At 70.7% G+C, this 14,923-nt stretch carries 12 protein-coding genes; 7 read left to right on the plus strand and 5 right to left on the minus strand.

Annotated features, from left to right (window positions below; genetic code table 11):
* The 3 genes from AIF0345_RS04905 (at nt 1) to AIF0345_RS04915 (ending at nt 4,629) form a co-directional block, all read left to right on the plus strand.
* Nucleotides 1-2,274 (plus strand): UvrD-helicase domain-containing protein, encoded by a 2,274-nt coding sequence (locus tag AIF0345_RS04905; protein ID WP_285297484.1) that lies wholly within the window; start codon nt 1-3, stop codon nt 2,272-2,274.
* Between the two features lie 91 nt (nt 2,275-2,365).
* A complete protein-coding gene (locus AIF0345_RS04910) occupies nt 2,366-3,775 on the plus strand; it encodes an MFS transporter (protein WP_285297486.1) in 1,410 nt (469 codons plus the stop codon).
* On the plus strand, nt 3,772-4,629 hold the full coding sequence (locus AIF0345_RS04915; protein WP_285297488.1) for a carbohydrate deacetylase: 858 nt from the start codon (nt 3,772-3,774) through the stop codon (nt 4,627-4,629). Before AIF0345_RS04910 ends, AIF0345_RS04915 begins: the two co-directional genes overlap by 4 nt.
* A gap of 73 nt (nt 4,630-4,702) precedes the next feature.
* Here AIF0345_RS04915 and AIF0345_RS04920 read toward each other — a convergent pair whose 3' ends face one another.
* A complete protein-coding gene (locus AIF0345_RS04920; protein ID WP_285297490.1) occupies nt 4,703-5,746 on the minus strand; it encodes a LacI family DNA-binding transcriptional regulator in 1,044 nt (347 codons plus the stop codon).
* A 350-nt stretch (nt 5,747-6,096) separates the two neighbouring features.
* On the opposite strand from AIF0345_RS04920, the gene AIF0345_RS04925 reads away from it, so the two are divergent.
* From AIF0345_RS04925 to AIF0345_RS04940, 4 genes are all read left to right on the plus strand, one after another.
* Nucleotides 6,097-7,146: a Gfo/Idh/MocA family protein gene (locus AIF0345_RS04925; protein ID WP_285297492.1), complete on the plus strand. Its 1,050-nt coding sequence runs from the start codon at nt 6,097-6,099 to the stop codon at nt 7,144-7,146.
* Nucleotides 7,147-7,197: 51 nt separating this feature from the next.
* On the plus strand, nt 7,198-8,733 hold the full coding sequence (locus tag AIF0345_RS04930; protein WP_268916577.1) for a sugar ABC transporter ATP-binding protein: 1,536 nt from the start codon (nt 7,198-7,200) through the stop codon (nt 8,731-8,733).
* Nucleotides 8,730-9,764 (plus strand): ABC transporter permease, encoded by a 1,035-nt coding sequence (locus tag AIF0345_RS04935; RefSeq protein WP_268916578.1) that lies wholly within the window; start codon nt 8,730-8,732, stop codon nt 9,762-9,764. The genes AIF0345_RS04930 and AIF0345_RS04935 overlap by 4 nt, the downstream gene beginning before the upstream one ends.
* Before the next feature lie 119 nt (nt 9,765-9,883).
* On the plus strand, nt 9,884-10,858 hold the full coding sequence (locus tag AIF0345_RS04940) for an ABC transporter substrate-binding protein (RefSeq protein ID WP_043562967.1): 975 nt from the start codon (nt 9,884-9,886) through the stop codon (nt 10,856-10,858).
* A 306-nt stretch (nt 10,859-11,164) separates the two neighbouring features.
* On the opposite strand, the gene AIF0345_RS04945 is transcribed toward AIF0345_RS04940, so the two are convergent.
* Genes AIF0345_RS04945 through AIF0345_RS04960 form a run of 4 tightly spaced genes read right to left on the minus strand, consistent with a single transcriptional unit; the run spans nt 11,165 to nt 14,922 of the window.
* Nucleotides 11,165-11,854 carry an N-acetylmannosamine-6-phosphate 2-epimerase gene (locus tag AIF0345_RS04945; protein ID WP_268916579.1) on the minus strand — a complete coding sequence of 230 codons (690 nt, stop codon included), beginning with the start codon at nt 11,852-11,854 and terminating at the stop codon, nt 11,165-11,167.
* The gene (locus AIF0345_RS04950; RefSeq protein WP_285297496.1) at nt 11,847-12,770 is read right to left on the minus strand and encodes an alpha/beta hydrolase; all 924 of its coding nucleotides are present in this window, start codon (nt 12,768-12,770) and stop codon (nt 11,847-11,849) included. Before AIF0345_RS04950 ends, AIF0345_RS04945 begins: the two co-directional genes overlap by 8 nt.
* Nucleotides 12,767-13,567, minus strand: coding sequence for an alpha/beta fold hydrolase (locus AIF0345_RS04955; RefSeq protein WP_268916581.1), 801 nt, complete (start codon nt 13,565-13,567; stop codon nt 12,767-12,769). The genes AIF0345_RS04950 and AIF0345_RS04955 overlap by 4 nt, the downstream gene beginning before the upstream one ends.
* On the minus strand, nt 13,564-14,922 hold the full coding sequence (locus AIF0345_RS04960; RefSeq protein WP_268916582.1) for a sugar porter family MFS transporter: 1,359 nt from the start codon (nt 14,920-14,922) through the stop codon (nt 13,564-13,566). The genes AIF0345_RS04955 and AIF0345_RS04960 overlap by 4 nt, the downstream gene beginning before the upstream one ends.
* Nucleotide 14,923 lies beyond the last annotated feature (1 nt).

Genomic DNA, 14,923 nt, shown 5'->3' on the forward strand with positions numbered 1-14,923 from the left:
GTGCCCACTCTGGTGATGATCAACGTCAAGGACGGCATGGACTCGTCCATGAACAAGAAGGCCTACACCTTCCTGGAGAAGCTCAGGGCCGATGACACCCTTCCCGGCCTGCACATTGAGCCCATCCAGTCGGCCGCCGACCCCCGAGTGCGCACGGGCAGGGTGGACCGCAATTTCCGGGCCGTCCTGTTCAAGGTGGACAGCAGCTTCGGGCCCGTCTACGGATTCTACGGCATCTGGCCGCATGACAAGGCCATTAAGATAGCGCGCACCACCCGCCTGACCACGAATCCCGTCAACGGGGTCCCCGAGATTCACCGCATTACCGATGCCGTCGAGGCGCTCGCCGAGGACGCCCCGGTCACCGGCGCCCCAGCCGAGGCGCCCGGCAGGTCCTTTGCCTCCCCGGCTCCTGAGGGTATCTCGGTGCAGAGCGCGAACGTCATGGGGAAGGCCCCCGGCTGGGAGCCGGGCCTGACCGTGCAGATCATCCACGACCGTCTCGGTGTGGACGAGGAGCTCGCTGCCCGTGCACTCGCCGCGCCCACCGAGGACGCTCTGGAGGACATTATTGTGTCCGCGAGCGTGGCCTGGCAGGCTGACGCGCTCCTGGATCTGGCCACCGGGAAGTCGCTGGAGCAGGTGCGCAGCGACCTCGCCCTCGACCAGGGTGCCGTCATCGAGGGCACGGAGGACGAGAAGCTCCTCGCCGGCCTGAACCTGCCCGCCGCCCGCATGACCTTCTACAAGGTCGAGGACAGTGACGAGCTGCGCCGGATTATTGATAGCGGGGACTTCGGTGCCTGGCGTATCTTCCTCCACCCCCAGCAGCGCGAGTACGCGGAGAAGTCCCGTAACGGCTCCTTCCGCCTGTCCGGGGGCGCGGGCACCGGCAAGACCGTCGTCGCCGTCCACCGCGCCCGCAACCTGGCCCGGGCGAACCCCCGTGCGCGCGTGCTGCTGACCACCTACACCCGTAACCTGGCCGACGACCTGGCCTCCCAGGTCCACCAGTTCTCCGGTGCGCAGACGGTAAAGCGGCTCGGTGGGTCCGGTGTCTACGTCAGCGGTATCGACCAGCTCGTCTGGGCCATAATGAAACGGGCTCGCGCCGGTATTGCCGACGCCGTCAAGGACGTGCTCGGGCACCCCCGGGAGGACCCGCTGAAGTCCTCCGGCGCCAGCTGGGACCAGGCCATTGACGAGGCCGGACGGATCCTTCCCGCCGAGATCGCCACCACGGCCTTCTTCGAGGCCGAGTACGAGACCGTCATCCTGCCCTACCGGGTCACCACCGAGTCCCAGTACCTGAGCGTGCGGCGTCAGGGCCGGGGACTGGCTCTCAGCCGGGCCAGGCGCGCGGCGGTGTGGAAGGTGATCGCGGCCTACCGGTCCGCCGGCCGTGCGGAAGGGGGGACCAGCTTCGCGGAGAAGGCGGCGATCGCAGCCGCGTGGCTTGAGCGGACCGGTCAGCACCTCTTTGACCACGTGATCGTCGATGAGTCCCAGGACCTCACCCCCGCGCACTTCCAGCTGCTGCGTGCGCTGGTCGCCCAGGGGCCCGACGACCTCTTCCTGTGCGAGGACTCCCACCAGCGCATCTACGGCCAGAAGGTGACCCTGTCCCACTACGGGATCGAGATCCGCGGGCGGGCCCGCCGCCTGACGCTCAACTACCGGACCACCGCGCAGAACCTGGCCTGGGCCGTGAACGTGCTCGAGGGCGGCTCCTTCACCGACCTGGAGGGACTGGTCGAGAAGCACCCCTACCGCTCCTCGCGCTCCGGGCCGCTGCCGTTCCTTGCCCGTGCGAGCTCACCGCACGAGCAGATACTGTGCGTCACCGCGATCGTGCGCAAGTGGTTGCTGACGTCTGCGGCCGGGGAGACCGGTGCTGGGGCCCCGGCCCCCGAGACGATCGCCGTCCTCGTGCCCGACAAGCGCCAGCGCGACCAGGTGGCCGCCGCGCTGGGCGAGCAGGGCCTGGAGGTGCAGGTCGTGGACCGTGAGGAGGTCAGGCCCGGCAGGCCGCTGGTCATGACCATGCACCGCGCCAAGGGCCTGGAGTTCACGCACGTGCTCCTGCTCGACGTCAACACGCTCCTCGACCCCCGGCGCCGCTACCGGGAGCCCCTGGACAAGACGGCCCTGGCTGACTGGCGGCTGCGTGAGCGCTCGCTGCTGTACGTGGCGGCCACGCGGGCGCGCGACGTGCTCGCGGTCGTGCCCGCGGCGCGGAAAGTGGCTTCGAGAAGGCCGTCGGTGGCACGATAGGGCGGCACGAGGGACCACCGGATCCCAGCCACCCCGACGATCCTCCCACCACACACCGCGGTCCCGGTGAGGAGGCCCCGAAGGACATCCCATGGAGACCACCCCAGCTCCCGCCCCGCACCGCAGCACCCCGCCGTGGCGCTACGCCATCGGCATGTTCGGCACCTCGATCCCCATCAACGTCATCAAGGGGTCGATGCTCTACTTCTACGTCTCGGTCCTGGGAATGGACGCCGCGGCCTACGCCGGGGTCTACGCCGTCTACGGCGTGATCGACGCCGTCGACAACCCGGTCTTCGGCTACATCTCGGACCGCACCCGCAGCCGCTGGGGGCGGCGGCGCCCCTACCTGGTCGTCGGCGCCCTGCTGCTGCTGGGCTCGATGATCGCCCTGTTCTGGGTCCCCGACGCCGTCGTGGCCCGCAAGACGGGCATGCTCGTGGCGTGGTTCGCCACCTTCGCGATCCTCTCGGAGGCCTCGGACTCCCTGATCAACGCCAGCTACGGCGCCCTGCTTCCCGAGCTCTTCCCCGCCGAGCGCCGTCGCGCCCTGGCGAACTCCCTGCGGCAGGGCCTGCAGCTGGTCGCCATGATCATCTCCCTGGGCCTGACGCCCCTGCTGGCCCGCAAGGTCCTGGGCTGCGACGTCTCCAGCCCCCAGTGCACCGACCCGACCCGCGGGTACGAGCTGCTGGCGGTCATCTACGGCGCGGTTGCCAGTGCCATCATTATCTTCATGGCCCTGGGCATCCACGAGAACCCGGACGTCGTGGAGGAGACGCGCCCCCGGTTCATCGCCTCGATCATCGAGATCATCACCAACCGCTACTTCTGGACGGTGGGAGTCGTCTCGGCCTGCTACGGCGCCGCCATGTCGCTGGTGCTCGGCGGCCTGCAGCTCTACGTCGACCACTCGCTGGGGGGCGGCGCCCTGCAGGCCACGGTCCTGCAGATCACCGTCATCCTGGGCTCGATCGGCTTCCTGGCCGTGTGGACCGTGATCGTGCGACGGCGCGGCGCCGCACGGACCTGGAGGCTCGCTCTGCCCGTGGCGGCCGTGTCCTTCCTGCCCCTGTTCCTGGCCGGCAACCTGGCCACAGCCATTGCCGCCGGTCTGTGCGTCGGCTTCGGGTACTCCGGCATGCTGGCCACGAACGACTTGATCTTCGCCCGCATCCTCGACCACGACGCCGCCGGCACCGGCATCCACCGCGAGGGAGTCTTCCTGTCCGCCTTCGGGGTCCTCGGCCGGCTCAGCGCCGTCCCCGTCTCGGTCGCGCTGCTGTCCCTGGGTTGGTTCTTCGGCTACCACTCCGGCGCCGACCCGGGACCGCGGGCGGGGCTCGCCTGGCGGGTCTACATGTCCCTGTACCCCTTCGGCCTGCTGATGATCGGCGTGGTGATCTCACGGTTCATCCAGGTGCCCGCCGACACCCCGGCTGCCGACACGCGCGAGGAGAGGGCGGGCGAGAAGGGCACGGATGAGGAGAGTCGCTCGTGAGCACCCGCCGCGTGGTGGTCACCGCCGATGACTACGGCTACGACCCGGCCAGCGCCGAGGTGGTCCGCGGCCTGCTCCGCGACGGCTGCGCCTCGGCCACCACCGTGCTGGCGGTCTCGGAGCACCTTGGCCGGGTCGCTCCCGGGCTGGCGTCCCTGCGTGAGCAGCGCGAGCTCGGCATCGGGCTCCACCTCGCCACCAGCTCCGACCGGGGCCGTGAGCCGTGGGCGCCGCTGTCGCCGGAGGGGACGGCCCTCGCCGACCCCGACGGCAACCTGCCGGTCGACCCGGCTGTCGCCGAGGCGCGCGCCACCCCCAAGGCCATCGCCGCGGAGGTCGCCGCCCAGCTCGCCCGGTTGGGGGACGTCGGGCTGGCCGCGGACCGCATCGACTCCCACGCGGGCACCGTCTACGGCCTGCACGGCGGGGCGGGGCCGGTCCCGGTGCTGGCCGTCTGCGCCGAGCGCCACCTGGCTCTCCGCCTGCCCCGCGCCCTCGACGCCGCCCTGCTCGGCGGCGAGGTCCCCGTTGCCCTGGCCCGGGCCCACCGGCGGGCGGTCGAGGCCGCGGACGCCTTCGGCGTCGCCCTGCCGCAGATGATTCTCACCGACCCGCGCCCGGCTGCCGGGATCGGCGCCTACGAGTCCCTGCGCGACTTCTACACGGGCCTGCTGCCCGCGCTGCCCGAGGGCACCTCGGAGATCTTCGCCCACCCGGGGGCGGACACGCCGTGGGCCCGCCGGCGCTTCGGTGCTGAGTGGGACAAGCGCGTGTGGGAGGCGCGGCTGCTGCGCGACCCCGCGTGGCACGAGGCCCTGGAGCGGGAGGGCATCGAGGTCGTCGCCCACTGGTAGCCGCGCCGTCGTGCAGGTACCGTGCAGATCCTGCGCCCGCCCCGGCGCCGCGTTCCGGCGCCACCGCGCCCGGTCAGGTCGTCGTCGGGGGAGCCGACGAGGTGCGCTGCACCAGCACGGGCGCCGGGGGAGTGCCCGGCTCCTCGACGTCGGCCCGGCCCAGGGCCCGGAGCATCGCCCGCGCGGCGATCGTGCCCAGGGCGCGGGCGTGCTGGTCGACCGAGGTCAGGCCCGCGCGTGCTCCGATCGAGGTGTTGTCGTAGCCGACGACGGAGACCTCCCGCCCCGCGACCAGGCCCAGGTCGGCGACCGCGTCCAGCACGCCGAGCGCCTGCACGTCGTTGCCGCAGAAGAAGGCTGTCGGAGGCGGGGTCCGGCTGAGCTCCTGGCGAGCCACGCGCATGGCGCCCTCGACGGTGATCGGCGCCGGCACCGAGCGCGGCGGAAGGGCGCCGGCCTTCATGACCTCCCTGTATCCGCGGACGCGCTCCTCATAGGGCAGGGGGCGGGGGAGGCGGATGTGGACCACCCGGGTGTGCCCCAGCGAGAGGATGTGCTCGGTGGCGAGCGCGGCCCCTCCGCGGTCGTCGTTGACGACGCTGCGGATCACCGGCCTGCGTCCGGTGCGGTCCTCCCGCGTGCTCGGCGGCGGGACGATCTCGCGGGTGATGGAGACGACGGGGACGGCCTGGACGGCCCGGTACAGCGAGGACGTCGATCCGGAGTATCCGGCCAGCATGATCCCGTCCGGCCTCAAGGACGTGAGAGTCCTCAGGGCCGCGTCCTCGACGCCCTTCTCGACGCCGCCGCACATGATGAGGGCGCTGTGCCCGCTCGGGCCGAGCACCGCCTCGATGGCCTCGTGGACGTCGGTGAAGACCGGATTCGACAGCGACTGGACGAGCAGCCCGATGAGGAGCCGCGAGCGGTTGCCGGCCAGCGCGGAGGCGATGGCGTTGTTGACGTACCCGAGGGACTCCGCGGCTGCGAGCACCCGCTCCCGCTTCTCGGAGGAGACGTGGGGCGAGCCCTTGATGGCCAGCGAGACGGTGGCCCGTGAGACGCCGGCCAGTGCGGCGATGTCCGCCTGGGTGGCGTAGCGACGACGGCCGGACATGGCACCTCCCAGTGGGATGGGGACGATGGGACGGCCGGAGGCTCGACCTGCGCCGTCACCCGGGCAGGATCCTTCACATCGGGAACTCTAACGGACAACCGCCCGGGAGGGCGCGGCGGGGGCCGACGACGGGCGGGCCGGGGGAGGCCGGCGCCGTTCGAGTCGATCCGTTCTCATAGCGCTTGTCATGACAAGTTGTCGCGGTGTAGCATCCGTCTCGCTCGTCGGGCGATGAGGCGCGACGAGGCGCGACCCCCAACTCATTAAGGATAACGAATCCCCTAGAAGTATTAGCACGTGTCAATAGCACGTGCTGACTCGTTCTCTCCGCTGGCCCGAAGGAGGTCCAGATGACCACTCGTGGGAGTACCCCTCTCATTCGGATCGCACTGCTCGGCGTCGGGCGGATCGGCGTCGGCCATGCCGCGGCCCTCGCGGCCAATCCCGCCGTGGAGCTCGTCGTGTGCGACATGGACGCCGAGCGCGCGGCTCGGGTCGCGCACGACCTGGAGCCCGCTTGCGGCGCGCCCGTCGTCGCCGCGACCGTCGAGGAGTCCCTGGAGAGCCCGGACCGTGTCGACGGGGTCGTCATCGCCACCCCGACGACGACCCATGAGGAGCTCATCATCCGCGCCGCGGGGGCGGGGCTGCCCTTCTTCTGCGAGAAGCCCGTCGCGGCCGACCTCGCCGGAACCGAGCGCTGCATCGAGGCCGTCCACGAGGCCGGCGTCGTCTCCCAGATCGGCTTCCAGCGCCGCTTCGACCCCGGCTACGCCGAGGCCCGGCGCCGGGTGCGCTCCGGCGAGCTCGGCGAGGTCCACCGGCTGCACGTCCTGACCTGCGACCAGACGCCCCCGCCCGAGCAGTTCGTGGCATCCTCCGGCGGCATCTGGCGCGACTGCCTCATCCACGACATCGACATCCTGCGCTGGGTGACCGGCCGCGAGGTCGAGGAGGTCTTCGCCTTCGGCTCGGTCCGCGGAGCGGACTACTTCGCGGCGCACGGCGACGTCGACGAGGCGGTCGCCGTCCTCAGGCTCGACGACGGGGCCCTGGCCACCGCGCAGACCTCGCGGAACAACGGCCAGGGCTACGACGTCCGCATGGAGGTCGCCGGCACCAGGGGCAACGCCGCCGTCGGGCTGGAGCCCAAGGCGCCTCTCGTGAGCGTCGAGCCCGGCGCGAGCTTCCCCGACGAGGCCCCGTGGGACGACTTCATCGCCCGCTTCAAGGCCTGTTACGAGGCCGAGCTGGCCGCCTTCGTCGATGTCGTCGCGGGGCGGCGCGAGAGCCCCTGCACCGTCGACGACGCCCTGGAGGCCCTCCGCGTCGCACTCGCCCTCGGCGTCTCCCGCGAGGAGGGGCGGCCCGTCAGGGTCGCCGAGATCCGTGGCCACTGATCACCAACCACTGCCGGAACCACTACCAACACGGAAAGGAGAGTGCGGGACATGACGACTGACGGCTCGGCGGCGCCTCTGCTTGAGGCGCACGGGATCACGAAAAGATTCCCCGGGGTGCTGGCCCTCGACGACGTGCGGTTCACGCTCCGCCCCGGTGAGGTCCACTCGCTGGTCGGCGAGAACGGAGCGGGCAAGTCCACGCTCATGAAGGTCCTGGGGGGCATCTACAGGCCCGACGCCGGTGTGATCCGGCTCGGCGGAGAGGAGACCGTGATCAACGGGCCCCTGGACGCGCAGTCCAAGGGGATCTCCATCATTCATCAGGAGCTCAACCTCATGCCCGACCTCACGGTCGAGCAGAACATCTTCTTCGGGCGCGAGCAGTTCTCGGGAACGCGGTTCAACCTGTCGCCCAGGAAGATGCGCGAGGAGACCAGGGCCCTCCTGGAGCGGGTGGGGCTGAGCCTGAAGCCGGACGCGAAGGTGGGGGACCTGACCGTCGCGACGCAGCAGATGGTCGAGATCGCCAAGGCGCTGTCCTTCGACGCCAAGATCCTCATTATGGACGAGCCCACGGCCGCGCTCACCGAGCGCGAGACCGAGGCGCTGTTCCGCGTGATGAAGGACTTCATCAGCGACCGGACGGCGATCGTCTACATCTCGCACCGCATGAACGAGATCAAACGGGTCTCGAACACCATCACCGTCATGCGCGACGGCCGGTGGATCTCCACGAGTCCCGCGGAGGAGATGACGATCGACGACATTATCGAGAAGATGGTGGGGCGCAAGATCGCCACGGACATCCGTCCGGAGCCGCTGGACCCGCGGGCGCCGATCCGGCTCAAGGTCGAGGGCCTGAGCACGAAGGACCTCCTGAGGGACGTCAGCTTCGACCTGCGCAAGGGCGAGATCCTCGGATTCGCCGGCCTGGTGGGCGCCGGCCGGACGGAGGCGGCCCGAGCGCTCATCGGTGCCGATCCCAGCACGGGCGGTCGGGTCGAGATCGACGGCAAGGAGGTCCGCATCAAGTCCCCGGAGGACGCGGTGCGGCACTCCGTCGCCTACCTGTCGGAGGACAGGAAGCGCTACGGCCTCCTGCTCGACAAGAGCCTGGTCGAGAACACCGCCCTGCCCTCCTACCGGTCGTGGGCGCGCGGCATCATCGTGGACGACTCGAGGGCCGCCGGAACCACCGACACCTATATCGGGCGGCTCCGGGTCAAGACGCCCTCGAAGTGGCAGAACACCAAGAACCTCTCGGGCGGCAACCAGCAGAAGGTCGTCATCGGAAAGTGGCTGGCCCGTGACTGCGACATCCTCATCTTCGACGAGCCCACGCGGGGCATCGACGTCGGAGCCAAGGACGAGATCTACGACCTGCTCAACAGTCTGGCGGCCCAGGGCAAGTCGATCATTGTCATCTCCTCGGAGATCCCCGAGGTCCTGCGTCTCTCCCAGCGCATTGTCGTCATGTGGGAGGGCCGCGTCACCGGTGTCCTCAACAACGAGGACGCCACCCAGAACTCAATCATGGCGCTGGCCACAGGCCAGGTCCCCGCGACGACGAAGGAGTCAGCGTGAGCACCGTGCAAGCAACCGCCCCCGATGCGGAGAAGAAAGCGCTCCGCGGCCAGAAGAAGAAGGGAGACCGATCGAGCTTCCTCACCCGGCACGGCTCCCAGGTGCTGGTGGTGGTCTCCGAGTTGATCCTCATCGCCGGCTTCGCGATCGCCAGCCCGTACTTCCTGCAGGTCGCCAACTTCTCGGCGCTGCTCCTGGACGCCTCCGTCTACGTCCTGCTCGCCCTGGGCCTGACCTTCGTCATCGCCACCGGAGGCATCGACCTGACACCGGGATTCGGCATCGCCTTCACGGGCGTCTGCCTGGCCGTGGCCATGAAGTGGGCCGCCGGGGCCGGAATGGGCATGGCGCTGGTCATCCTCATCGGCGTGGCCGTGGGCCTGCTCGCCGGGGCCCTGATGGGGACCGTCAACGGCATCCTCGTCGCCTATCTGCGCATGCAGCCCATGATCGCCACGCTGGCCATGATGCTCATCGCCTGGGGCATGGCCCTGGTCATCTCCGGAACCTCCGCCATTCCGCTCTCGGAGTTCACGGCCTTCCTCAGGCTCGGCCAGGGCCGCACGCTCGGGGTCACGAACGCGCTCTACCTCATTGCGATCGTGGCCGTCATCGCGGCCTACCTCCTCAACCGCACCCTCATCGGCCGCTACGCGCTCGCGATCGGCTCCAACGAGGAGGCCACCCGCCTGTCCGGCGTGAACGTCAAGAAGTGGAAGATGCTCGTCTACACGCTCGGCGGCACCTTCACCGGTCTCGCGGGCGTCCTCATGGCCTCGCGCCTGGCGTCGGGCAAGCCCGACGTCGGCCAGTCCTACGAGATGTACGCCATCGCCGCGGCGGTCCTGGGCGGGGCCTCGCTGCAGGGCGGCCGGGCCTCGGTCTTCGGCTCGGTCGTCGGCGCCATCGTCATCGCCACGATCCGCAACGGCGCCGTGCTCATGGGCATCCCCGACCAGTGGCAGAAGGTCCTCCTGGGCATCGTCGTCCTCGGCGCGGTGTACCTGGACGCCCGACGCCAGAAGAGCTGAGCCCCGCCGTCAGGCGGAGACCCGCTCACAACCGATTCATCACCCCCACCGGTCCCGGAGAGTCCTGGACCATGACACAACTGACACAACTGACACAACTGACACAAGGAGAACGAACAATGAGGTTCAAGAAGGCTCTCGGTCTCGTGGCGGCGCTGGCGCTGTCGATGACCGGTCTGACCGCCTGCGGCGGTTCGGGCGGTACCGCCGGCGGCGGTGGCGGCGGGACCATCGCGGTTGTCGCCAAGGGCTACGCCAGCCCCTTCTGGGCCGCCGTCAAGGCGGGCGCGGAGGCCGCGGGCGCCGATCTCGGATACAGCATCACCTTCAACGGTCCCGACACCGAGACCGACGTCCCGCGCCAGAACGACCAGCTTCAGCAGGCCCTGGTCAAGCAGCCGTCGGCGCTCGTCTTCGCCGCGCTCGACTCGGACTCGCAGGGCACCGTGCTCCAGCAGTTCACGGACGCCTCGATCCCGGTCGTCGCCTTCGACTCCGGCGTTCCGGGCTCGGACATCCCGAAGACGACTGTCGCCACGGACAACGCGGCCGCCGCCGGCGAGGCCGCGAGCCACCTGTCCGGGCTCATCGGCGCCAAGGGGAAGGTCGCGATCATCTGCCACTCGCAGACCTCGGTGACCGGGCAGGACCGCGAGCAGGGCTTCCGCGACTGGGTCGCCAAGAACGCGCCCGGCATCCAGATCGTCGACGTGCAGTACAACAACTCCGACCAGGCCGTCGCCCAGCAGCAGGCCGCCGCAATCCTCCAGGCGAATCCGGACCTCGCCGGGATCTTCGCCACGGACGACGACGGCGCCGTCGCCGCCGCGCAGGCGACGGAGACCGCCGGCATGACCAAGACGGTCAAGATCGTCGGCTTCGACTCCGGCAAGCCGCAGATGGACCTCATCACCGCCGGCACCATCGCCGGCTCCGTCACGCAGAACCCCTACGAGATGGGCTACCAGGCCGTCGTCGCGGCCGACAAGGTCATCAAGGGCGAGACCGTCGAGACGTTCATCGACTCCGGCTACTACTGGTACGACACGACCAACATGAAGGACGAGAACATTCAGAAGGCCGTCTACGAGTGACGGGTCCTGAGGGGCCCTCTCCCCGCCCGACGGCGGTCTCGGAGAGGTCACGGGCCCGGCGGCTGCCGCCGGCTGCGGTGCTCCCGTCGCCCTTCCACCCTCTGCGCGCGGGCCCCGACGCCTGCAGAGGCCTCGCGCCCTCGTCCCCCGCCAGTGGGCTGGGGACGAGGGCGCGGGGGCGACGCGGGTTTCTACCGATCTCGGCGAGGGGGAGGTGTGAGCCGGGTCGCGCCTCGTTGGAATCACCCGTGAGGGCCTCGCCGCGACGGGCGGGCCTCCGTTCCCCCGGCGGTGCCTCCCCGCCCGTCAGCGCTTCAGCTCCTGCGCGATCCCCTTGCGGAACCAGCGGGTGATCGATGCCGGGTGCGTGATGGCCGTGCCCACCGTCACCGCCGTCGCGCCGCGCTGGAAGGCGGCGGCGGCCGCGGCGGCGTCGTGGATACGGCCCTCCGCCACGATGGGAGCCTCGGCGCGTCCGGCCAGCTCCTCGATAAGGTCCAGGTCCGGGCCGTCCGTGGCCGGCCGTTCACCGGTGTAGCCGGCCAGGGTCGTGCCGATCACGTCGGCGCCGGCGTCCAGGGCGGCCAGACCGTCCTCCAGCGATCCGCAGTCCGCCATGACGGTGACCCTCGGGAACTGGCGCTTCAGCTCGGCGAGGGTCTCGGTCAGGGTGCGCCCGTCGGGGCGGGGACGGCGCGTGCCGTCGACGGCCACGATGTCGCACCCGGTCCCGGCCACGGCCAGCGCGTCCTTCAGCATGGGCGTGATGTAGACGTCCTCGTGACCGGTTTTCACCAGGCCGATGATCGGCACGTCCAGCAGCGGCCGGGCCAGGCGCAGGTCCTCCAGGCCCTTCAGCCGGACTCCCGCGGCGCCGCCGCCGACCACCGACTGGGCTACCTGGACCATGGTCTCCGGGTGGAGCATCGGCTCACCGGGATACGCCTGGCAGGAGACGACCAGCCCGCCGCGGAGCGCCTCGATCGGGTCACTCATGGGACATCTCCCCTGTCGTTGAGGATGCGAGTCGGCTCAGAACGAATTCTCTCGCGCGCTCGGCGACGGCGGGCCCGTCCAGGCCGAGGACCCCGTGGCACGTCCCGGGAAGCAGGAGCGCCTCCGTGGGGACGCCGGCCTCGGTGAGGGCCCGCGCGAAGGCGAGGTCCTCGTCCATGAGCGGATCGCACTGGTTCGCCAGCAGGAAGGTCGGCGGGAATCCCGTCAGGTCGGTCTCCCTGGCCGGGGCCGCGTGGGTGTCGGCCTGCGCGCCCCCGAGGTAGGCCGCCCAGGAGGCGGTGGCGTTCTTCAGGTCCCATACGGCCGTGTCGGCGGCGTCGCGCATGGAGGGCGTGTCCAGGCGGTCGTCGAGGACCGGCTCGATGAGGAACACCCGGTCGGGCATCGTCTCGGCGCAGTCGCGGCAGTGAAGGGCGAGCCCCGCGGCCAGGTTCCCCCCGGCGGAGTCCCCGTAGACGATGCGCGCCGCGTCGGGGTGCCGCGCCAGGATCCACCGCCACGCCGCCACGCAGTCCTCGAGAGGCGCGGGGTAGGGGTGCTCGGGAGGAAGCCGGTAGTTCGGGCTGACCACGACGGCCCCGGTGCGCAGCGCCAGCAGGGCGTTCCAGTCGTCGTCGTACGCGGCCTGCCCCGCCACGAAGCCGCCGCCGTGGATGGACAGGATCACCGCGTTCGCGCCCGCGGCCGGGGTGTGGAGCCTCAGCTCCAGGTCCGCGCCCCCGCTCGGGGCGGTGCGCACCGTGCGCCTCACGCCCTCGGGAGCGGGAGTCTCGTGGCCGAGGATCGCCGCACCGGCCGCTCGCATGGTCTGCGGATCCCAGGTGGTCTGCGGGGGGACGCCGCCCACCGCCGCAGCCACCTCGGGGTCGAGCAGACGAGCAGGTTCCAGCGTCATGACGCCGCCTCCTCCAGGAAGGGGTCGCACACCGCGTGGAACCCCTGGGCCCGGTCGCGGCGCACGCAGTGCGAGGCGCCCGGAACCACGGCCGTGCGGATCACCGGGTTGCCCAGGAGGCGGACCGTCTCCAGCCCGTCGGCGCCGATCAGCACGTCGCCCCCGTCGGAGGTGACCAGCAGGGTCGGTACCGTCAGGGCCGCGGCGACCCCGGTCCAGGGGGTGCGGACAGACACCTCGCCGGTGCGCACGAAGTCGCGATCGACCTGGACCTTGCCCTGCAGCCAGGCGCAGGCCTCCTCCAGGTCCCACGCGGGGTACGCCTCGCGGTTCTCCGTCAGGGCGCGGCCGGGGTCGTCGCAGATCCGCGCCATGCGGTCGGCCAGGGCCGGGGCCCCCGCCCGGTAGGAGGCCGCCTGCTCATCGGAGAGCCAGGCGGGCTCCTCCAGGATGACGGCATCGACGAGGTCGGGGCGGGCCGCTGCGGCAGCGGCGGAGACCGCTCCCCCCATCGAGTGGCCGATCAGGATGCAGGGGGCCTCGTGGCCGCGGTCCTCGACGAGGGCGATGAGGTCCTCGACCATGACGGCGACCGGATCGGCCAGCTGGGCGGGCGTGAAACGGGCGGACAGGCCGTGACCGCGCGCGTCCACCGACGTCACGTCGTAGAGGTCCTGCCAGCGCCGGTGCTCGGCGGCCAGAGAGGCGGCGTTGTCGGTGACCCCGTGGCTGAGGAAGAGTTGCGCGGACCCCGCCCGGACGGTACGGGTGCAGGCGATCCCCGCGCCGGCGGTCATGCGTCCCTCCGCACGTGTTCGCGCTCGATGTCCTCGAGCGTCTTGCCGCGCGTCTCGGGGATGACCTTGATCGCGAAGACGGCCAGCAGGGCCGTGGCCACGGCGTAGATGCCGAAGGTGCCCGCGCCGCCGAGGACGTCGAAGAGGCTGAGGAAGGTCAGGGAGACGATGAAGCTCAGCGTCCAGTTCACCCCGGTCGTGAGGCTCATGGCGGTGGCGCGGATACGCAGAGGGTAGAGCTCGGAGGGAATGATGAAGACGACGATGTCCAGGCCGACGGCGACGGCGGCGATGTAGAGGAAGATGCAGGCCACACCGATGAAGGACTTCGCGCCGGACTCGATGCCGCCCATGAGCAGGAAGGCGAAGACGGCGAGGCAGACCGCCTGACCGGCGGCGCCCGCGGCGAGGAGCCCGGTGCGGCCGACCCTGTCGACCAGGCCCATGCCGACGACGGTGAAGACAAGATTGATGACGCCCACGCCCACGGTGGCCAGGAGCGCCGAGGAGGCGCCGAGGCCCGCGCTCTCGAAGATCGAGGGGGCGTAGTAGACGACCGCGTTGACGCCGGTCAGCTGGCCGAGGACCTGCAGGCCGACGCCGGCGACGAGGACGTGACGCAGCCGGGGGTCGAGGAGCGCCCTCCACCCCTCCGACTCGACGGCCTGGCTGCTGGTGGCGCGGATGTCCTCCAGCTCGGGATCGATCTCCTCGGGAGCGCGGAACTTCTTCAGCACCCTGCGGGCGTCGTCGGCGCGGCCGTTGACGGCGAGCCAGCGCGGGGACTCGTCCAGGCTGAGGACACCGATGCCCAGCAGCAGGGAGGGGATGACGGCCAGGCCGATCATCCAGCGCCAGTCCTGGCTGATGCCGGCCAGGGCGTAGTTGGACAGGTAGGCGAACATGATGCCGGAGACGATCATGAGCTGGTTCAGGCCGACCAGTCGGCCCCGCAGCTCGGCGGGGGCGAGCTCTGAGATGAACACCGGGACGATGCTGGAGGCGCAGCCGACGGCCAGGCCGAGGATGACGCGGGAGACGACCATGATCGGCACGGATGTGGAGAAGGCCGCCAGCAGTGAGCCGCCGACGAACACGGCGGAGGCGACCAGCAGGATCGGACGGCGCCCGAACTTGTCGGACAGGCGCCCGGAGGTCATGGCGCCGATGGCGGCTCCGACGGTCAAGGAGGAGACGACGATGCCCGAGGTCAGGGAGCTCAGGCCGAAGTAGTCGGTCATGGCGGGCAGCGCGCCGGAGATGACTCCGGTGTCGTAGCCGAAGAGCAGGCCGCCCAGGGCGATAATGAGGGCCGCCCAGATGACGTGCCCGCTGTGGGCTTTGGTCGTGGACATG

Source organism: Actinomyces israelii (assembly GCF_030253495.1).
GTDB lineage: Bacteria > Actinomycetota > Actinomycetes > Actinomycetales > Actinomycetaceae > Actinomyces > Actinomyces israelii.